Origin of the sequence: Nocardia ignorata NBRC 108230 (assembly GCF_001612905.1) — a bacterium.
Taxonomy (GTDB): domain Bacteria; phylum Actinomycetota; class Actinomycetes; order Mycobacteriales; family Mycobacteriaceae; genus Nocardia; species Nocardia ignorata.
In genome coordinates, this window is the sequence record NZ_BDBI01000046.1 from 32,165 (window position 1) to 51,737 (window position 19,573).

Here is a 19,573-nt window from a genome sequence, read left to right on the forward strand (position 1 = left end):
CGGTGTCTGCGCGGCGGGCTCGACGGGTTCGTCCTTCTCCAGCACCGTGGTACTCGCCACGGTCGCCCCCGCCGCCGGAGTCGCGCCCTCCGCCGCGGCGGCATCGGCACCCTCTCGCACCTCGGCCACCGTATCCGCGTCGGGCACACCGAGATACGCCGCGATCACCGCCGGATCCTCACGCACCTGGGTCGGCAGCCCGTCGGCGATCTTGCGGCCGAACTCGAGCACCACGATGCGGTCGGTCACGCCCATCACCAACCGCATGTCGTGCTCGATGAGCAGCACGGTGTACCCGTCGTCGCGGATCTTGCGGATCAGGTCCATCAGCGCCGACTTCTCGCTGGGGTTGAACCCGGCGGCCGGCTCGTCGAGGCACAGCAGTTTCGGCTCGGTGGCCAGCGCTCGCGCGATCTCGAGCCTGCGCTGGTCGCCGTAGGACAGGTTGCGCGCCTTCTCCACCGCGCGGGGTGCGATACCGACGAATTCGAGCAGGGCCATGCCGCGCTCGATGGCGTCGCGCTCCTCGCGCCGGTGCTTGGCGGTGCGGAACACCGCGCCGGGCACCGAGGTGGTGTGGCGCGCGTCCGTGCCGACGACGACGTTCTCGAGTGCCGTCATCTCCCCGAACAGCCGCACGTTCTGGAAGGTGCGCGCGATCCCCAGCCGGGTGATCTCGTTGCGCTTGGTCTTGGCCAGCGGTTTGCCGTCGAAGTGCACGCTGCCCGCCGCCGGTTTGTACACACCGGTGATGGCGTTGAAGCAGGTGGTCTTGCCGGCGCCGTTGGGGCCGATGAGCCCGAGGATCTCGCCGCGGCGGATCTCGAAACTCACCCCGTCCAGAGCCGTCAGACCACCGAACTTCACCGTCAACCCGTCGGTGCGCAACAAGGGCTCACCGACGGCGGTCTCGATCGCGCGGTGCGGTGCGACCACGTCGGCCACGGCCTCGGCGTCGCCCAGCTCCGGCATCACCGCGGTCACGTCGACCTCGCCCGCGGGCTCGACCTCCGGTGCCGCTTTGTACCCGGCGGCCATGTCCTCGTTGTCGTACAGCGCGTCGCCCGCGCCCGGCCCGGTCATCGCCTTGCTCCGATCAGTTCGGCCGGCTTGCGCACGGCCTGGTACACCTGTCTGCCGTAGGTGAGCAGTTTCTGCCGCACCGGGAACAGGCCCTGCGGTCGCAGAATCATCATCACCACCAGCGCGATGCCGAAGTAGAGGTACTTCAGGTCACCGAGGGACTGCGCGCCGCCCTGGCGGTGCAGCAGCACACTGCCGAGCAACAGCAGCCCGAGGATCACCGCGACCACCGCGCCGGTGGTCACCGCGCGCGTGGCCCACACCCCCAGCGTGTTGCCCCGCCACCGCCACAGCAGCCACAGCCCGACCAGGACGGCGACATCGACCGCGAGCAGCAGATAACCGGTCGATTCGTTCGACACCAGCTGCACCGATTGCAGCCGCACCGGCAGGTAGGCGATGAGGAACGCGCCGACGATCACGCCTAGCTTGTTACCCGATCCGCCGAGCACCACCGCGCACAGGAACAGCATCGACAAGATGATGTCGAACTGCTTGGGGTTGACGTAGGTGACCTGACCGGCGTACATCGCGCCCGACAGGCCGCCGACCGACGCACCGATCACGAACGCCCACAGCTTGAACTTGAACGTCGGCACGCCCATGATCTCGGCGGCGTCCTCGTCCTCGCGGATCGCGACCCAGGAGCGACCGACCCGGCTGCGCTCGAGGTTGCCGATCACCAGCAGCACGACCACGACCAGCGCCAGGCCGAGCCAGAACCACCAGGCGCCGTTGCTCGCCCTGGTGAACGGATTCCAGCTGTCGGGGTCACCGAGGTTGCCCGGGGAGAAGAATCCGCCCGGTTTTGTCTCGGACTCGCCGACTTCCGGATAGGAGATCTTGGACAACCCGAGGCTGCCATTGGTGAGATCGCCGAGGTTGTCGGCCATCAGGCGCACGATCTCACCGAAGCCGAGCGTCACGATGGCCAGGTAGTCACCGCGCAACCGCAGGGTCGGCGCGCCGAGGATCAGGCCGGCCACCGCGGTGAGCGCCACCGCGAGCGGCAGGCACGCCACCCAGGCCCAGCCGGGTTCGAGCCAACCACCATCGGTCTGGTTCCACGGACTGTTCGGGCTGGTCAGCAGGCCGACGGTGTAGGCGCCGACGGCGTAGAAGCCGACGTAACCGAGGTCGAGCAGTCCGGCCTGGCCGACCACCACGTTCAGGCCGATCGCGATCAGCGCGTACATGGCGAACTGCGCCATCACACCCGCGAAACTCGCGCCCGGCGTGTCGAGCAACGGCGGCGGGAACAGCGGAAGCAGCGCGAGCACGGCGATCACCGGGATGCCGACCGCCCACTGGCCGGGCCGCGAGAGCCCGTCCCACCAGCTGCGGATCGCGTCGCCGATGCCACGCTTGTCCTGTTCCGCCACAGCGGTTTTCGTCGTGTCGGTCATGCGCGTGCCCTCCCCAGACTCTCACCGAGGATGCCGGTGGGCCGGAACATCAGCACGGTCACCAGCAGCACGAACGCGACAACGTCACGCCATTCGGTGCCGAACAGGATCTGCCCGTACTGCTCGGCGACGCCGAGGATCAACCCGCCGAGCAGTGCGCCGCGCAGGTTGCCGATGCCACCGAGGACCGCGGCGCTGAAAGCCTTGATACCGAGAATGAATCCGCCGGAGAAGATGATGCCGGTGGGAATGTAGAGCGTGTACAGCATGGCGGCCGCGCCTGCCAGCAGGCCGCCGATGAGGAAGGTCAGCATGATGACCCGTTCCCGCGAGACGCCCATGAGGGTCGCGGTGTCGGGGTCCTGGGCCACCGCACGGATGCCGCGGCCGAACTTGGTCCGGTTGATGACGACCTCGGTGATGATCGCGAGCACGATCGCCGCCGCGAAGATCACCAGCGCCACATTGGTCACCTGCGCGCCGAGGAAGGTGAACTGCACCTTCGGCTCGACCAGCCGGATGCCGGTCTGCGCGTTGGAACCGCCGAGACCCGGCTTGATCTTGGGCAGGATGTAGTGCACGAATTCCTGGATCACGAACGACATGCCGATCGCCGTGATGAGGAAGGCGAGTGGTTTGGCGCCTCGCCTGCGCAGTGGCCGGTAGGCGACGCGTTCCAGGCCGACGGCGGCGATGCCCGAGACCAGCATGCCGAACAGCATCGCCAGGCCGAGATAGGTGATCGTCAGGACGACACCCTGGGAATACACATTGCCGCTCGGGGCGAAGCCGAGCAGCTCCAGCCCCACGTAGGTACCGAACATACCGAGCATGAAGATCTCGGAGTGGGCGAAGTTGATCAGTCGCAGCACGCCGTAGACCAGCGTATAGCCGACGGCGACCAGCGCGTAGATCGAGCCGTAGGTGAGACCGTCGACCGTCAGTTTCCAGAACTGGTCGATCACCCCGGACACATTGAAATCGATGGACCCCTCGGCCAGCAGGGTCACACCGAGCGATGCGGCTGATGTCATGGTTACTCTCGCGTCAGGCGAGCGGTGCGCGTGGCAACAGTTGCCACGCGCACCGCAACAGGCTCAGATGGGACTACTTGACCTCGTACATCCAGATCTGGATGTTGGCCAATTCGCCGGTCTCGCCCCACTTGTACTCACGGGCCACACCGGTGCCGGTGTAGGTACGGACGTACTCGACCAGGTCGGCGCGGGTCACCTTGCCGGAGTCGATCCCCTTGAGCAGGATCGTGGCCAGGTCGTAGCCTTCGACGGAGTAGACGCCGGGGGCCTGTCCGTTGAACGCGGTGTACTCGGCGGCGAACTTCTCCGGCGCCGGGCTGCACGGGCACGACAGCAGCGCGTCCTTGGACGACGAACCGGCCTGGCGCACGAACTCGGGATCGTTGCTGCCGTCGGCGGAGACGAAGGTCGCGGTCACGCCACCGGAACGCAGCTGCTGCACGAACGGCGCGGCCTCGGCGTAGTACCCGGCGTAGAAGATGGCGTCGGGCTTGGCCGCCGACAGCTTGGAGACCGTCGCCGAGAAGTCCTTGTCGCCTTCCTTGACGTTGGCCGCGCAGGAGGGATCGGCGGCGCCGCCGGCCGCGGTGAGGAAGGCCTGCGCGAGACCGGCACCGTAGTCGGTGTTGTCCTGCACGACGCAGATCTTCTTGAAGCCCTTCTCCTTGGTGAGGTAGTTCGCCACGGCCGGGCCCTGCGAGTTGTCGTTGCCCAGGCCGCGGAAGAAGGTCTTCCAGCCGTTCTGGGTCAGCGTCGGGTTGGTGGCCGAGGCGGTCAGCGTCGGCATGCCCGCCTCGCTGAGGATCTGGCCGGTCGCCTTGGTCTCGCCGGAGAAGGTCGGGCCGATCAGGCCGACGATGCTGGGATCGGCGACGATGGTCGGGATCTTCTGGCTGGCGTTCTGCGGCTTGCCCTCGGTGTCGAATTCCTTGACCGAGACCTGGCAATCCGGGTTCGCCTTGTTGTGCTTGTCCAGGGCGAGTTTGACGCCCATGGTGATGTTGATGCCGAGCGCGGCGTTGCCACCGGTCAGTGGTCCGGCCATCGCGATGCTCGTCGGTGCGCACTTGGCCTTGCCGTCACCGGCCGGGTCGGCGGCCGCGCCCGCATCGGTCTGGGCGACGGCCTTGCCCTCGGTATCGAGCTGCACGACGGGCTGGATGGAGAGGTCGGTGTTGCCGCCACCGCCGCCGTCGGACGACTTGTCACTACATCCGGACAACACCAACGACGCGGCAGCTCCGATTACCAGAACTCCTCGCGTCGAACGACTGCGCCATGTCGAACTGAGCACGTCTCACCTCTATGTCCTGTGCACCCCGGGGTCACCGAGGGGGCCGACCCACGTTCGACCCGGACAGAACATATCGCCGGTTTGTTAGACGCGCATCACATTCGCATCATGTCGGATGCTTCTTGTGCCGTCGTAGTTCACGTTATTGTTTCGCTTACGTAAAGTTTTTCCGGTTTCCTGGGCGCGCACCGGAGCTTTACGGTTCGGCGTCACTGCGGGGTGAGGTTCTCCAGCACGACTTCGGCCACCGCCTTCATGGTGGTGCGCCGATCCATCGCCGTGCGCTGAATCCATTTGAACGCCTGGGGTTCGGTCAAACCCTGGGTCTGCATGAGCACGCCCTTGGCGCGCTCGACCAGTTTGCGGGTCTCGAGCCGATCGGACAGATTCGCGACTTCTGTTTCCAGCGCGGAGATTTCGTGAAAGCGGCTGGCCGCGAGTTCGATCGCGGGCACCAGATCCGACTTGGTGAACGGCTTCACCAGATACGCCATCGCGCCGGCGTCACGCGCCCGCTCGACGAGGTCGCGCTGACTGAACGCGGTCAGGATCACCACGGGCGCAACACGTTTCGTCGCGATCTCGGCGGCGGCATCGATGCCGTCGCGGCGCGGCATCTTCACGTCCATGATCACCAGATCGGGGCGCAGCTGCTCGGCCAGCTCGACGGCCTGCTGACCGTCGCCGGCCTCGCCGACGACGTCGTAGCCCTCTTCTTTGAGCATTTCCACGAGGTCCATGCGGATGAGGGCCTCGTCCTCGGCCACGACAACGCGCTTGGCCACCACGTCACCCGCGGCGCCAGCGCCTGCTGCATTCGTGCTCATAGGTTCGACCCCTCTGGATTCCGACTGCCGATGTCGAGAGTACCTATCGCGTCCACTTCCGAATGCGTGGAGCTGCCGGAACCGCGGGTGACACGTGTGCGAGGTCATCGCGTGCCCCGCGACAGATACTCCCCCGCGGAGCGCGGCCGATGCCGCGCTTCCGCCGTGGTGCCGAGTGTGGGACTCGAACCCACACGTCCTTTCGGACAACGGTTTTTGAGACCGTCGCGTCTGCCAGTTCCGCCAACCCGGCGCACCGCGGTCACTATAGCGTCCCGGCACGCCCGGAAGCGAACCGGGCCTCGCCCACGGTCGGCCGCCGGCCCGCCGCACGGGTTCGCGGCAATGACCGGCCGATCGGAATTTGTTTCCGAATCGAATTATCGCGGTCCGGAACCAGTGACGATCGACACATCTGGAACGAAGGTTTACCACCCCGATCACACGGGTATCACGGTCACACACAACGGATTTCGCGTCGCAATGAATGTACGGAATTCAACCGAAAGGTGAATAAATAGCAGCACGCTTGTGATGGTTACAATTCTGGCCTACTGCACGACAATGACCGGGATTACGGTATCGGTATGCACGTGCTGTTCGTCTGCAACTCCAATGTCTGCCGCTCGGTGATCGCCGAACGGCTCACCCGGGCATTCGCGGCGCACAACGGACTGCCAGGCCTCACCGCCGAAAGCGCGGGAACCCGTGCCCTCGTCGGTTTTCCGGCCGAACCGCTCGCGGCGGAGACGATCGCCGGGCTCGGTGGCGACACCACCGGATTCAAGGCCCGCAAACTCAAGCCCGAAATGGTCGATCGCGCCGATCTGGTGCTCACCATGACCGAGGCATTACGTGACCAGGTGGCCGAACTGGCCTTCGGCGCCGCACCGCGCACGTTCACCCTCATCGAGGCGCACCGTATCGCCAAGGTCACCGGCGCGAAATCCATTGCCGCACTGCACCGCGCCCGCAACGACCTCGCCTATGTGGGCCGGGAGAACATCGCCGACCCGATCGGACTGTCCGCCGAGGCCTTCGTCGAGGTCGGCGACCGCATCGCCGAGGTGCTCTTCCCCCTGCTGAGCGCACTCGCACCGCACGAGCAGACCAAACTCAGCGAGGACGAACGACCGGGACTGGTCATCGAGCCCGGCGGTGCACGCCCGCTCGCGGCCTTCCTCGCCGCGCAACGCAGGAGATGAAGGTCTGTTCGCGACGGCGGACACCGATTACACTTCGGCGCGGACGTGGTAGTTTCCCATGCTGGTTCGACACACGACAGGACTCGGACATGCCGAAACGCATTTCGGATGTTTCTCTCCATGTGTATGTGACCCCGGACGTCCTCGACCGCATCGTCGCCGATATCCGAGGCGTCCTAGCCGACCACATCCAGGACCGCGACGTCTTCGCCTGGCGCTTCACCCTCCCGGTCGACGCCACCGACACCGTCCACCAGGACCTCGAAAGCCAGTGGCGCGCAAGCCATCCCGGCCACCAGCCGGAGACCGAGGCGACCTTCGAGATCGCGCTGAGCCTGGTCGGTGAACCCACCGACCTCAGCGACGACGACATCGCCGACCTCGAATCCGGGCTGGCGCTCGCCGTGTACGGCGCGGACCAGACGGTGCCGTTCACACTGCGCGCTCATCAGCGCAGCGACGTCGAGTTCGAACCCGACGTCGAGCGCCTCTGAAATACCTGCCTCAGCGCGCCGGGAAGTGGCGGATGACGCCCTCTTGCACCGTGGTGGCGAGCAATTCGCCACTGCGCGAATAGAACCGGCCCGTCGCCAGCCCACGCGAACCCGCCGCTACCGGCGACTCGGTGGCGTACAGCGACCAGTCGTCGAACCGGAACGGGCGATGGAACCAGATCGAATGATTCACCGTCGCCGCGAGAATCCGGTCCAGCCCCCACGACAAACCGTGCGTGGTGATGATCGAATCGAGCACCGTGGTGTCCGACGAATAGCCGAGCGCCGCCACGTGCAGCAGCGGATCGTCGGGCAGGGAACCGTCGGTGCGCATCCACACCCGGTTGTGGTTGAGCTTGGCGCCGGTGCCCTTGAGAATCCACGCCGGATCGTTGGTGTAGCGCATATCGATCGGGTGCGGGGCGTTGATGAACATCTCGAGCTTGTCCTCGAACCCCGCGAAATGCTCCTCGATCCGGGGTAACGACTCCGGATCGGGCACCACGGGCGCGTCGTGGGCGTGCTCGAGACCCTTCCCCCAGTCCTGGAACGCGGCCAGCATGACGAACAACTCCTGGCCGTCCTGGCTGGCGGTCACCGTCCGGTTGGCCAGTGCGCGCCCGTCGCGATGCCGCTGCACGTGGTACTCGATCGGCTTCTTCACGTCGCCGCCGCGCACGAAATGCGCGTTGATCGCGTGCAGCGGGCGATCACCCGCGGTACGGCCCGCGGCGACGATCGCCTGGGAGACGAGCTGACCACCGAAGGTGCGGCTCCACACCTTCTCCGGATGGTTGCCCAGGTAGACGTCTTCGCTGATCTGCTCCAAGTCGAGCAGGTCGAGCAGCACCCGCAGGTCGGATGTCGGCTCGCCGGGCCCGATGTCGATCATCTCGTCTACCGAACTACTCACTGCTAATGGTCCTCTTCGCCGATGCGGTGCACGTGGATCAGGTTGGTGGAACCGACGGTACCCGGCGGGGAGCCGGCCACGATGACGACCAGGTCGCCCTTGCGGTACCGATCCATCGACAGCAACGCCTGATCCACCTGGTGGATCATCGCATCCGTGCTGTCGACCATGGGCACGATGAAGGTTTCGGTGCCCCAGGTGAGCGTCAGCTGACTGCGCACCTCCGGCAGCGGCGTGAACGCGAGCAGCGGCAGCGGGGTGTGCAGGCGAGCCAAGCGCCGCACAGTGTCACCGGACTGGGTGAACGCGACGAGGGCGCGGGCGTTGAGGCGTTCGCCGATGTCGCGCGCGGCGTAGGAGATCACGCCGCGCTTGGTGCGCGGCACGTGGGTCAGCGGTGGCACCCGCGATGTCTCGGACTCCACGGCGGTGACGATGCGGGCCATGGTGCGCACCGCGTCGATCGGCCAGGCGCCGACCGAGGTCTCCCCCGACAGCATCACCGCGTCGGCACCGTCGAGCACCGCGTTCGCGACGTCGGAGGCCTCCGCGCGGGTGGGGCGGGAGTTCTCGATCATCGATTCGAGCATCTGGGTGGCGACGATGACCGGCTTGGCGTTCTCGCGCGCCATCTGGATCGCGCGCTTCTGCACCAGCGGCACCTGCTCGAGCGGCAACTCGACACCGAGGTCGCCACGCGCGACCATCACCGCGTCGAAGGCGAGCACGATGGCCTCGAGGTTCTCGATCGCCTCCGGCTTCTCCAGCTTGGCGATCACCGGCACCCGGCGCCCGACCCGGTCCATGATCTCGTGCACGAGTTCGATATCGGAGGGCGAGCGCACGAACGACAGCGCGATGAAGTCGACGCCGAGCTTCAGCGCGAACTCGAGGTCCTCCACGTCCTTGCCGGACAGCGCGGGCACCGACACGTTCATGCCGGGCAGCGACAGGCCCTTGTTGTTGCTCACCGGACCGCCCTCGGTGACCCGGCACACCACGTCGTTGCCCTCGACGGCCTCGACGGTGAGCCCGACCTTGCCGTCGTCGACGAGCAGGCGGTCACCGGCCTTGGCGTCCTGGGCGAGTTCCTTGTAGGTGGTCGACACCCGGTCGTGGGAGCCGTCGACGTCGTCGACGGTGATCCGCACCTGCTCGCCGGTCGCCCAGTGGGTCTTGCCCTCGGTGAAGCGGCCGAGGCGGATCTTGGGGCCCTGCAGATCGGCGAGGATGCCGACCGCGCGACCGGTCTCGTCGGAGGCCGCGCGGACCATCTTGTAGTTGTCGGCGTGGTCGGCGTGCTCGCCGTGGCTGAAGTTCAGCCGGGCTACATCCATGCCGCTTTCGACGAGCTCACGAATTCGGTCCTGGGAGGCAGTGGCCGGCCCGAGGGTGCACACAATCTTCGTCCGTCGCATCACGCCCCTCAGCCTAGTACTCGGGGAACGCCCAGTCTTTTCGCCTGCCGCGTCGCACCCCGAGTTCCCTTCGTGTTCACCGAAAGAGCTCTGGCTACCGAACGGCGACGTGGCGCGAGAGCCGGGTTTCCAGGCGGGTTTGGGCGAAGCCGAGGACCAGGCAGATGGCCCAGTAGTAGAGGGCCGCGACGCCGTAGAGGGCGAAGAAGTCGAAGGTGGGGGCGGCGGCGAGCTGGGCGGTGCGCAGCAGTTCGGTGACCAGGATGGTCGAGGCCAGTGAGGTGTCCTTCACCAGCGAGATCAGGGTGTTGGACAGCGGGGGAACCGCGATCCGGGCGGCCTGCGGGAACACGACGTACCACAGTGTTCGCACATACGTCATGCCCAGCGATTCGGACGCCTCCCACTGACCGTGGGCCACGCTCATGATCGAGGAGCGAACCACTTCGGCGGCGTAACCGCCCACATTCAGGCTGAACGCGATCACCGCCGCCGGGAACGGATCGATGACGACGCCGAACTGTGGCAGCGCGTAGAACACGATGAACAGCTGAACCAGCAGCGGGGTGCCGCGAATGATCGAGATGTAGAAGCGGGCGGGCCACGACAGCACCCGCCGCGCCGACATCCTGGCCAGCGCGACACCCACCGCGATGGCCAGACCGATGACGAAGCTGATCGCGGTGAGCGGCAACGTCATCGTGACCGTCGCCTCGAGCATCGGCCACAGGTTGCGCCGGATCAGCTCCCAGGTCGCCTGATCCATCCGCTACTTGCTGACGTCGGTGCCGAAGTACTTGTCCGACAGGCGGGCCAGGGTGCCGTCGGCGGCCAGCTCGGCGAGCGCGCGGTCGACATCGGCGACCAGCGCGGCGTCGTCCTTGCGGGCCGCGAAGGCCTGCTTGCTGACCTCGCCGGTCTTGGCGGCGACCTTGATGTCGGCGCTGCCGTTCTTCTTGGTGTACTCACCGACGGCGAGCGTGTCGTTGATCGTGGCGTCGACGCGGCCGGCCTTCAGCAGCTGCACCGCCTGCACGAAACCCTCGACCGCTTCGACCTTGGCGCCCGCGTCCTTGGCGACCTGGTTCCAGTTGCTGGTCGCGGTCTCGGCGGCGGTCTTGCCCGCGAGCGAGGCCAGGCCGGTGATGTCGGTGTTGTCGGCGCGCGTGACGATCACGCCCTCGGAGGTGGTGTACGGCTGCGACAGCGAGTACTTCGCGGTGCGCTCGGGATTGATCGTCACCTGGTTGGCGACCAGGTCGAAGCGCTTGGATTCCAGTCCGGCGAAGATCGAGTCCCACGGTGTCTGCACGAATTCGACCCGCTTGCCGAGCTTCTCGCCGACCGCGCGGGCGACCTCGACGTCGTATCCGGTGAGCTCGCCGTTCTCCTGGTAGCTGAACGGCGCGTAGGTGCCCTCGGTGCCCACCTTCAGCACATTCGGGTCGGACGCGGACGAGCAGGCCGACAGACCCGTCGCCGCGACGACGGCGAGTACGACGGCGGCAAGAACTTTGCGCACGGACATCCCTTTCTCCGCTGCGCGCCGGAACACGCGCAGGCCAAGCGACGCTACGGCGCCGCGCACGACCGACACAGAGTATCGCTCATCGCGATCGGAATGGGGGCGGGGAAACGCGACGGGTGCCCTGCCGAGGCAGGACACCCGTCGGCGACGGGTGCCGGATCAGTCGCGCAGCGGGCGGCCCTGCGCGTCGGGCACCTTGCCGGTGAGCATCATGATGCCGTCGATCAGCGGCCAGATGGCGCCGAGACCACAGGTCAGCCAGACCACGGCGATCTGGGCGATGCCGAGACCGGTGTAGCCGAGGTAGAAGCGGCCCACACCGAAGCTGCCGAGGAAGATCTCGAGCAGACCGGCCATCAGCTTCTGCTTGTCCGAGAACGGAACCCCGTACATGTCCCGGCCGTAGGGGGCCTCCGGGTCGGCCGGGTTGTACCCCTGCGGCATGCCGTACGGCTGCGGCTGGCCGTAGCCCGGCTGCTGCTGGGCGTACGGGTCGGCGGGCTGACCGTACTGCGGCTGCGGCGCGCCGTACTGCGGCTGGCCGTAGCCGGGCTGCTGGGCGTACGGGTCCGACGGCTGCTGGCCGTAGGCCGGCTGACCGTACTGCTGGTGCGCGCCCGAATCGGGCTGCTTGCTCAGATCAGGGCCGTATTGCGGATTGGGGTTGTAGGGGTCGGTCACTCATGTCCTCCATCATTCGTGCGGGTACCCGTCGTGGCCCCCGGCCATGTGGTGATCGGCCGAACGGCGGTGCGCCCGCGACGATCACGGTCATTGTGGCCGGTACCACCGGCCGTTGTCTTCTCGGGTGCCTCGTCGTCACGAGCACGCAGCACTCACGGGAATATCGCGACGGGTGTTCGTCGTGTTGACGAACACCCGTCGATCAGTTCGGTTCCTCGAGGGATCAGGCCTTCTTCACGTCCGATTTCGTCGGCTCGCCTGCCTCGTCGGCCTCGGTGGCGGACTCCTTCTCGGTGGCAGCCGCGTCCTCGGCCGGTTCGGTGGTGGTCACAGCCGAATCCTTGTGTTCCGCCGCGGGTTCCGACTTCTTCGCGAGGTCGACCTGTCCGCCGTCGGCGTTCTCGGCCGCTCCGAGCGCGCGCAGTTTGGACAGCTGCCACGGCCACGGGCGCGGCGCCGCGCCGGGCTGCAGCAGGGCCGGGTCCTCGCGGCCCTTGGTCGCCAGCGCGAAGTAGGCCATGGCGCCGAGGAATACGAGCGCGGAGGTGAACGAATTGACCCGGATACCGAGCACGTGGGTCGCCTCGTCGCTGCGCATCAGCTCGACGAAGAACCGGCCGAAGCTGTATCCGGCGACGTAGAGCGCGAACAGGCGGCCGTGCCCGATCCGGTAGCGCTTGTCGATCTGCACGAGCAGCACGACGACGAGCACGTTCCAGACCATCTCGTAGAGGAACGTCGGGTGGACCACCTCGAGCACCTGCCCGGTGGACACCCCGTTCATCATGTCGCGCGCGCCCGTCTCGGTGTCGTAGCGGGCGTAGATCTCGAGACCCCACGGCACCTCGGTGGTGCGACCGTAGAGTTCCTGGTTGAAGTAGTTGCCGAGCCGGCCGATGGCCTGGGCGAGCAGCACGGCCGGGGCGATGGCATCGCCGAGCGCCGGCAGCGGGATCTTGTAGATGCGGCAGGCGATCCAGGCGCCGATGCCACCGAAGAACACCGCACCCCAGATGCCGAGCCCGCCCTGCCAGATATAGAGCGCCTCGACGGGGTTCTTGTCCGGCCCGAAGTATTTGTGCCAGTCGGTGGCCACGTGATAGATCCGCCCGCCGACCAGTCCGAACGGCACCGCGAACATGGCCACGTCGAGCACCGCCCCGGCCTGCCCACCACGCTGCTGCCACCGGCGTTCACCCCACCAGATGGCGACGATGATGCCGAGGATGATGCACAGCGCGTACGCCCGCAACGGAAAGGGCCCGAGCTGCCAGACACCCTGCGGCGGACTCGGGATGTAGGCCAGGACTGAGTTCACGGTGACCACGTTAGTGGAGGGACCGGCGGGTCGGGACTGTGACCCGAGATGGTCGCGGTCACCGCTGGGGGGCGTCGGTTACCACGTGGCCGGGTGGGTCCGGCTCACGATATCGATTCGGTGCTGATCTGTCGCATGAATTTTCCGGGCCGCCCGGAACCGCGTGAAGTTCTCGCTGTCATGGTTTTGCAGCAGATCGCGACCATCGTCGGGTTAGTCGAGCCAGCAGAAGGCAACACCGTCGTCGGTCGGGCCGGCATCGAGTTGATAGTCCGATACACCGTGATGACCTGGCTGGTCTGACACCGGTTCGTTGCTCGTCGCGGTTTGCCAACTCGCCGGGTGTATCCCATCCGCGCGGGCGAATACAACAGCCCAGAGGCCGAGCAACGCAGCGCCGACCTCGATCGAATCGTCAGGCACACCGGCGCGATCGCACAAGCGTTCACCGGACAAGCGGACTCGCTCACCGGAGCCACCGTCGCAGACGAGCGCTTCCGCGCCGCGGTTCCCGCGCGGCCGTCGGACCGCGACTCGTTCCCCGACGACGCGACTAGGGAAGCCGAACGTATCCGCCGGGCGAAAGCCGCCAGGGCAGCACCTCGCGCATACAACGAAGACTGCGCCGAGATCGTCGCGCGGATTCCAGATATCCCCGAGCTTCGCTGACTGCGTCCCGTTGCAACCCCATGCGGCCGCGTCTAGGCTGGCTCCGATGGCTTGACAACGGGGGACGTATGGCGGATGAAAACAATACGCCTGGAGCGGTTTTCGCGATTGTTCCGGCCGAGGTGACCGATGCCGGTGCCTATATCCAGCAGGTTGCGGAGTCTTTGATCAACGGACTCGGCACGCTTGACCGCGAGGTATCGACCGCCCTGGACAATTGGAGCGGCGCGGCGGCAGAGGCATTCGAGGACGGCTGGACCGAAACCAAGCAGGGCGCCGCAGACGTACTGAACGCCCTGGCGACCATGGGCGAGCTGTTGGGCGTCGCAAGCAAAGCCGTTGCCAGCCAGGACATCTCGAACTCCGACACTTTGAGTTCGCTCGACCTACCACAATTGAACATGTGATGGCCGACGACTCCCGCGACTTCACCTTCGACATCGATGAGTTGGACCAGCTCATCAGCCGCGCCAATGGATTCATCGGCTTCCTCACCGATAGCCTCGACGGCATCAACAACCGAGTCGCCGCCATCCAGCAGAACTGGCAGGGGGCCGCCGCCGACGCTCAAGAGGAAGCCTACCGCGAATGGGCTGCCGGGGCTGCCACGGTAGTCGAAGGACTCACCCAGATGTACAACGCTGCCGTCACAGCCCGCGACGCCTACAGTGCGGCAGCGGAAGCCAACTTGAGAATGAGCGGTGGCTGACTTCTATGGCTGCAATCTCGCCGCAGTCCTACGAAAGTGCGGCCACGGCATGCTACGACTTGTCGAAGAAATTCCAAACCGTCTACGAAACGCCGCAAACCGTACTTTTGGAAACAAACGGGATGGCTGGCGGTTATGAAGCAGTCAAGTCGTGGTCGAAAGCCTACAACGATCGTGCCGCCGCACTGACAATGGTCGCGACCAACTTCGCGCGAGCTCTGCAACGCTACGGGGACATACTGACCGCGTCCAGCTACAACTGGAAGTACGGAGAATACACAGCCAATCGGGACCCCAACAAAGGCACCCCACCGTCATTGCCCACCGGAATTCCGACGGAGCTTCCCTATGGAGCGGGCACAGTAGTCGGTATCGCGTCATCAGGAGCCTATACCAACGGACTTCAGACAGACTGGACCGAACTTCAGAACAAGGTCACCATTTTTGTCAACGGCGGCCAAGTCCCCGACGGAGATACCGACAAGCTCGCGCGCGCCGCAAGTATGTGGAAGACCTTCGCGAATTCGGACCCACTCGAATACGGTGTGGCACGGCTATTAAATGTTGCCTCTGGGCTTCAACAAGGCTTCGAAGCCAAGGTTCCGGACGATATCCCGAACCATATAGAAAACCTTCGCAAACTCGCTCACAAACTCCGCGAAATCCGCACCGCCGCCGACGACATCGCCAACGCGGTCGAAGCCCACAGCACTGCCTTGACGACAATGCGCACGGAGATCAACACCCAGTTCGCAGCGGTAGTTGTCGTCACTGCGATATCTATCGGGCGTTCGACGATAAATGTCAAAGAGCAGCCAGCGAAGGAGAAGGCACCAAGCAAGCAACAACAGTCACCCAACGACAACAACGTCGAGATAGATATCGACTTCCTCAACGACGCTGCCTGGGCCATAGCCGGACCTGCCAACACATTCCTCACCACCCTGAGCACCATCGCTTTCGCCACAACCGAGGTGACCAATGGCGAACTGCTAACCATTACCGAACTGCCGATAGTGATCACCGCCTCGGATCCCGATCAGCGTGGCGATGAGAATACCGCTACCAAACCAACCGGAACTCTCGGAGGTAAGCCGACCGGCTCACCTACTTACATCAACCCGAACGAAAAGGATCCCAACAATATTCGATCCCTCACACGCGAAAATGAATCGGCGAGCATCCTCGCAGGAAATGGTTATCAAGTTGAACAGAATCCATCGGTGCCCGGCGACAAGAATCCAGACTATAAGATAGAGGGAAAAGTCTTCGATTGCTACGCCCCATCGACAGGAAACGTAAGGAATATAGCGGGCGTCATCGACGGCAAAGTATCATCCGGACAAACTGAACGGATAGTCCTCAATCTCAGCGACAGCACTGCAAGTCCAGAAGACATATCGAATCAGTTGAAGCAGTGGCCAGTCCAGGGACTGCAGGAGGTTCTTGTTATCGACCAGTCTGGTAATGTAGTGCCGGTCTTCCCTTAACATTCGGACAATGGAGACTTAGATGGCACTAGACTACATGGTGGCAATTGCAACAGACCGAAGCGTGTCAGAAATTGCCGCCTTGGTGGATTCGATCTGCCTCTCGGGCGGGATTTCTGGTCAAGCAATTACGACCGGTCTCATCGAGGGTGTTGCGATTCGGCGCGGGCTACATATTCGCGTAAGCACCGCTCGATCTCCAGCATGGGGAGACCCCGTCGAGGAGGAATTTGGATTCAAGCCGACAGTATCGATCCTTTTTAGATTGGATAAGACCGAAAGCCTCGATGCTCAAGTCACCGACATGTTGTTCATCGCGACCAAACTGCTTGGGATCACATCGGATGACATGATCGTTTACTTCATGGAATCCGGAGATGTTTGGGCGATTCACCGTTCAGGCAACCTCGAAATAAATTCAGCTTCCTTTATGTGGACACCTGAACGCACCGCAATGCTGCACCAGCCGTACCATTATATGTCGTACACTCTATGAAAGAATTCGAAGGCCCAGCTCCCGTTCGTAGGATTGCCTCCCCGCCTCGAGCATCATTCATCGTCCCGGCGGTTCGTGTCCGAACCCCAACGTGAGTCGACTACGAGCGCACCGTGGCGGCGCGGACCCCTTCGGCCAGCTCCGAGGTAAGGGCGCGCACCGCGTCGAGGCCTTCGGCGGCGGCTGATACCAACGCCGAGCCGACGATGACGCCGTCGGCGTAGGCGGCGATCTCGGCGGCCTGGGCGCCGGAGCGGACGCCGAGGCCGACGCCGATCGGGATGTCGGAGTGGGCGCGGATGCGGGAGCACAGGGCGGGTGCGGCCGAGGAGACCGCGTCGCGGGCGCCGGTGACGCCCATGGTGGAGGCGGCGTAGATGAATCCGCGGGAGGCTTCCAGGGTCTTGACCAAGCGTTCCTCCGTGGAGGACGGGGCGACGAGGAAGATGCGGTCCAGGTTGTGGGTGGAGGAGGCGACGAACCAGTCGTCGGCCTCGTCGGGGATCAGGTTCGGGGTGATGATGCCCGCGCCGCCCGCGGCCGCCAGGTCACGGGCGAAGTTGTCGACGCCGTACTTGAGGACCGGGTTCCAGTAGCTCATCACGACGGCCTGACCACCGGCGTCGGTGATCGCTTCCACCACGGAGAACACGTCGCGCACGCGCACACCGCTGCGCAGCGCCTGCTCGGCGGCGTGCTGGATGACCGGGCCGTCCATCACCGGGTCGGAGTAGGCGACGCCGACTTCCACGATGTCGCAACCGGATTCGACCATCGCCCGGACCACGTCGATGGAACCGGCCAGATCGGGATAGCCCGCGGGCAGGTATCCGATCAGAGCGGCCCGGCCCTCACTCCGTGCGGCCGCGAAGGTGTTGGCCAGACGGGACTGCTGACTCACTGCTTGTTCTCCTCGGCGGAGTCGTCGAACAGACCGAACCAGCGGCCCGCGGTGTCCATGTCCTTGTCGCCACGACCGGACAGGTTGACCAGGATGATGGCGCCCTCGCCGAGTTCCTTGCCGAGCTTCAGCGCACCGGCCACGGCATGGGCGGACTCGATCGCCGGGATGATGCCCTCCGAACGGGAGAGCAGCAGCAGCGCGTCCATCGCCTCGGTATCGGTGATCGGCGCGTACTCGGCGCGGCCGATGTCCTTGAGATGGGCGTGCTCGGGGCCGACACCCGGGTAGTCCAGACCGGCCGAGATCGAATGCGATTCGATGGTCTGGCCGTCCTCGTCCTGCAGCAGGTACGAGTAGGCACCCTGGAACGCACCCGGCGTGCCGCCGGTGAAAGTGGCTGCGTGCCTTCCGGTTTCGACGCCGTCGCCGGCCGCTTCGTAACCGATCAGCCGCACGCCCGCGTCGGGGATGAAGGCGTGGAAGATGCCGATGGCGTTGGAGCCGCCACCCACACACGCCACCACGGCGTCGGGCAGGCGACCGGCGCGGTCGAGCATCTGCTCGCGCGCCTCCATGCCGACCACGCGCTGGAAATCACGCACCATCAGCGGGAACGGGTGCGGGCCCGCGGCGGTGCCGAAGCAGTAGTAGGTGTCGTCGGCGTGGGTGACCCAATCGCGCAGCGCCTCGTTGATGGCGTCCTTGAGGGTCTGCGAACCACTGGTCACCGAGATCACCTCGGCGCCGAGCAGACGCATCCGGGCCACATTGAGCGCCTGGCGGGCCGTGTCGACCGCACCCATGTAGATCACGCAGTCGAGGCCGAGCAGCGCGCAGGCGGTGGCGGTAGCGACGCCGTGCTGACCGGCACCGGTCTCGGCGATGACGCGGGTCTTGCCCATCCGCTTGGCGAGCAGGGCCTGGCCGAGCACATTGTTGATCTTGTGCGAACCCGTGTGGTTCAGGTCCTCACGCTTGAGGAAAATCCTTGCGCCACCGGCGTGTTCGGCCAGGCGGGTGCATTCGAACACCGGCGAGGGGCGACCGGTGTAGTCGCGCTGCAGCCGGTCGAGTTCGTCGAGGAAGGTGTGATCGGAGCGCACCTTGTCGTATTCGGCGGTGACCTCCTCGATCACGGCCATCAACGCCTCGGGCACGTGCCGTCCGCCGTAGACACCGAAGTGCCCGCCCGCGTCGGGTTCGTAGTCGCTGTGTTGGGCCACCCCCGCGCTGGCCTGGGGCAGCGCGCTCATCGGATGCTCCGCCTGGCCGGCTTCGGGCACGAGGGGTGGGCGCCCGCGGTCACCAGATCCGAGACGGCGGCCCGCGGATTTCCGCTGGTCACCAGGCTCTCACCGACGAGCACCGCGTCGGCGCCCGCACCGGCGTAGGCCAGCAGATCGGCGGTGCCGTTGACACCGGATTCGGCCACCCTGATGATCTCCGAGGGCAGGCCGGGCGCGATCCGGGCGAACACGTCTCGGTCGACCTCGAGGGTCTTGAGGTTGCGTGCGTTCACGCCGATCACCGAGGCGCCCGCTTCCAGGGCGCGGTCGGCTTCTTCTTCGGTGTGTACTTCCACGAGAGCGGTCATGCCCAGTGATTCGGTGCGGTCGATCAGCGAGGACAGCACATCTTGTTCGAGCGCGGCCACGATCAGCAGGATCACGTCGGCACCGTGGGCGCGGGCCTCGTGGATCTGGTACGGGCCGACGACGAAGTCCTTGCGCAGCACCGGGATGTTCACCGCGGCGCGCACGGCATCGAGATCGTCGAGCGAACCGCCGAAGCGGCGCTGCTCGGTGAGCACGCTGATGATGCGGGCGCCACCGTCTTCGTAGGCCTTGGCCAGGACGGCCGGGTCGGGAATGTCGGCCAGCGTGCCCTTGGAGGGGCTGGCTCGCTTCACCTCGGCGATGACACCGATCCCGTCCTCGTGCAGCGCGGCGCGCGCGTCCAGCGGCGCCTTCGCGGCGGCCGCGGCAGCTTTGATCGCCTGAAAATCGAGGAGGGCTTCGCGAGCGGCAACATCCGCCCGAACCCCGTCGAGAATCGAGTCGAGTACCGTCATCTGGCTCGAATCCTTTCTGGGGAGACG

Annotated in this window: 21 protein-coding genes, 1 tRNA gene and 1 pseudogene; 8 read left to right on the plus strand and 15 right to left on the minus strand. The window is 65.5% G+C overall.

All coding sequences use genetic code 11. The features are described from left to right. Positions 1-132 precede the first annotated feature (132 nt). The 6 genes and pseudogenes from NI2_RS35440 to NI2_RS30475 form a co-directional block, all read right to left on the minus strand. A pseudogene (locus NI2_RS35440) lies at positions 133-1,083 on the minus strand (ABC transporter ATP-binding protein); the annotation flags it as partial. Then, positions 1,080-2,489, minus strand: coding sequence for a branched-chain amino acid ABC transporter permease (locus NI2_RS30455; RefSeq protein WP_067498074.1), 1,410 nt, complete (start codon positions 2,487-2,489; stop codon positions 1,080-1,082). The pseudogene NI2_RS35440 and the gene NI2_RS30455, both read right to left, overlap by 4 nt. Continuing rightward, entirely contained in the window at positions 2,486-3,523 is a 1,038-nt protein-coding gene (locus NI2_RS30460) for a branched-chain amino acid ABC transporter permease (RefSeq protein WP_067498077.1), read from the minus strand. The genes NI2_RS30455 and NI2_RS30460 overlap by 4 nt, the downstream gene beginning before the upstream one ends. Before the next feature lie 73 nt (positions 3,524-3,596). Further along, positions 3,597-4,754, minus strand: a complete 1,158-nt coding sequence (locus NI2_RS30465; RefSeq protein ID WP_067498080.1) for a branched-chain amino acid ABC transporter substrate-binding protein — start codon at positions 4,752-4,754, stop codon at positions 3,597-3,599. Positions 4,755-5,029: 275 nt separating this feature from the next. Beyond that, positions 5,030-5,647, minus strand: a complete 618-nt coding sequence (locus NI2_RS30470) for an ANTAR domain-containing response regulator (RefSeq protein WP_067498083.1) — start codon at positions 5,645-5,647, stop codon at positions 5,030-5,032. Between the two features lie 166 nt (positions 5,648-5,813). Further along, positions 5,814-5,900 (minus strand) — tRNA-Leu (locus tag NI2_RS30475). Positions 5,901-6,234: 334 nt separating this feature from the next. On the opposite strand from NI2_RS30475, the gene NI2_RS30480 reads away from it, so the two are divergent. Then, a complete protein-coding gene (locus NI2_RS30480; RefSeq protein WP_067498086.1) occupies positions 6,235-6,852 on the plus strand; it encodes an arsenate reductase/protein-tyrosine-phosphatase family protein in 618 nt (205 codons plus the stop codon). 89 nt (positions 6,853-6,941) lie between these two features. Next, positions 6,942-7,346: a hypothetical protein gene (locus NI2_RS30485; protein WP_067498090.1), complete on the plus strand. Its 405-nt coding sequence runs from the start codon at positions 6,942-6,944 to the stop codon at positions 7,344-7,346. 10 nt (positions 7,347-7,356) lie between these two features. Here NI2_RS30485 and NI2_RS30490 read toward each other — a convergent pair whose 3' ends face one another. From NI2_RS30490 to lgt, 6 genes are all read right to left on the minus strand, one after another. Next, entirely contained in the window at positions 7,357-8,238 is an 882-nt protein-coding gene (locus tag NI2_RS30490) for an acyl-CoA thioesterase (protein WP_067498093.1), read from the minus strand. 23 nt (positions 8,239-8,261) lie between these two features. Next, positions 8,262-9,680, minus strand: a complete 1,419-nt coding sequence (pyk, locus tag NI2_RS30495) for a pyruvate kinase (protein WP_133734248.1) — start codon at positions 9,678-9,680, stop codon at positions 8,262-8,264. A 91-nt stretch (positions 9,681-9,771) separates the two neighbouring features. Further along, positions 9,772-10,443, minus strand: coding sequence for an amino acid ABC transporter permease (locus tag NI2_RS35445; RefSeq protein WP_067498099.1), 672 nt, complete (start codon positions 10,441-10,443; stop codon positions 9,772-9,774). A 3-nt stretch (positions 10,444-10,446) separates the two neighbouring features. Beyond that, a complete protein-coding gene (locus NI2_RS35450; protein WP_243750129.1) occupies positions 10,447-11,205 on the minus strand; it encodes an amino acid ABC transporter substrate-binding protein in 759 nt (252 codons plus the stop codon). Positions 11,206-11,364: 159 nt separating this feature from the next. Beyond that, positions 11,365-11,886 carry a TM2 domain-containing protein gene (locus NI2_RS35575; RefSeq protein WP_067498102.1) on the minus strand — a complete coding sequence of 174 codons (522 nt, stop codon included), beginning with the start codon at positions 11,884-11,886 and terminating at the stop codon, positions 11,365-11,367. Positions 11,887-12,112: 226 nt separating this feature from the next. Next, positions 12,113-13,216 (minus strand): prolipoprotein diacylglyceryl transferase, encoded by a 1,104-nt coding sequence (gene lgt / locus NI2_RS30515; RefSeq protein WP_067498105.1) that lies wholly within the window; start codon positions 13,214-13,216, stop codon positions 12,113-12,115. A gap of 84 nt (positions 13,217-13,300) precedes the next feature. On the opposite strand from lgt, the gene NI2_RS30520 reads away from it, so the two are divergent. The 6 genes from NI2_RS30520 (at position 13,301) to NI2_RS34245 (ending at position 16,571) form a co-directional block, all read left to right on the plus strand. Then, complete coding sequence (locus tag NI2_RS30520) at positions 13,301-13,510, plus strand: hypothetical protein (RefSeq protein WP_067498108.1); 210 nt, start codon at positions 13,301-13,303, stop codon at positions 13,508-13,510. Positions 13,511-13,549: 39 nt separating this feature from the next. Next, a complete protein-coding gene (locus tag NI2_RS30525) occupies positions 13,550-13,876 on the plus strand; it encodes a hypothetical protein (protein WP_067498112.1) in 327 nt (108 codons plus the stop codon). Positions 13,877-13,944: 68 nt separating this feature from the next. Beyond that, on the plus strand, positions 13,945-14,283 hold the full coding sequence (locus tag NI2_RS30530; RefSeq protein WP_067498115.1) for a WXG100 family type VII secretion target: 339 nt from the start codon (positions 13,945-13,947) through the stop codon (positions 14,281-14,283). Then, positions 14,283-14,585, plus strand: a complete 303-nt coding sequence (locus NI2_RS30535) for a WXG100 family type VII secretion target (RefSeq protein ID WP_067498118.1) — start codon at positions 14,283-14,285, stop codon at positions 14,583-14,585. Before NI2_RS30530 ends, NI2_RS30535 begins: the two co-directional genes overlap by 1 nt. 5 nt (positions 14,586-14,590) lie before the next feature. Then, on the plus strand, positions 14,591-16,075 hold the full coding sequence (locus NI2_RS34240; RefSeq protein WP_133734247.1) for a CdiA C-terminal domain-containing protein: 1,485 nt from the start codon (positions 14,591-14,593) through the stop codon (positions 16,073-16,075). A gap of 22 nt (positions 16,076-16,097) precedes the next feature. Further along, positions 16,098-16,571, plus strand: coding sequence for a SitI3 family protein (locus NI2_RS34245; RefSeq protein ID WP_133734246.1), 474 nt, complete (start codon positions 16,098-16,100; stop codon positions 16,569-16,571). A 100-nt stretch (positions 16,572-16,671) separates the two neighbouring features. Here the strand turns inward: NI2_RS34245 and trpA are convergent, their stop codons facing one another. The 3 genes from trpA to trpC are packed head-to-tail and all read right to left on the minus strand — an operon-like array spanning position 16,672 to position 19,546. Continuing rightward, on the minus strand, positions 16,672-17,472 hold the full coding sequence (gene trpA / locus NI2_RS30545; protein WP_067498125.1) for a tryptophan synthase subunit alpha: 801 nt from the start codon (positions 17,470-17,472) through the stop codon (positions 16,672-16,674). Further along, positions 17,469-18,728: a tryptophan synthase subunit beta gene (gene trpB, locus NI2_RS30550; RefSeq protein ID WP_067498203.1), complete on the minus strand. Its 1,260-nt coding sequence runs from the start codon at positions 18,726-18,728 to the stop codon at positions 17,469-17,471. Before trpB ends, trpA begins: the two co-directional genes overlap by 4 nt. Beyond that, a complete protein-coding gene (gene trpC / locus NI2_RS30555; RefSeq protein WP_067498128.1) occupies positions 18,725-19,546 on the minus strand; it encodes an indole-3-glycerol phosphate synthase TrpC in 822 nt (273 codons plus the stop codon). The genes trpB and trpC overlap by 4 nt, the downstream gene beginning before the upstream one ends. Positions 19,547-19,573: the final 27 nt, after the last annotated feature.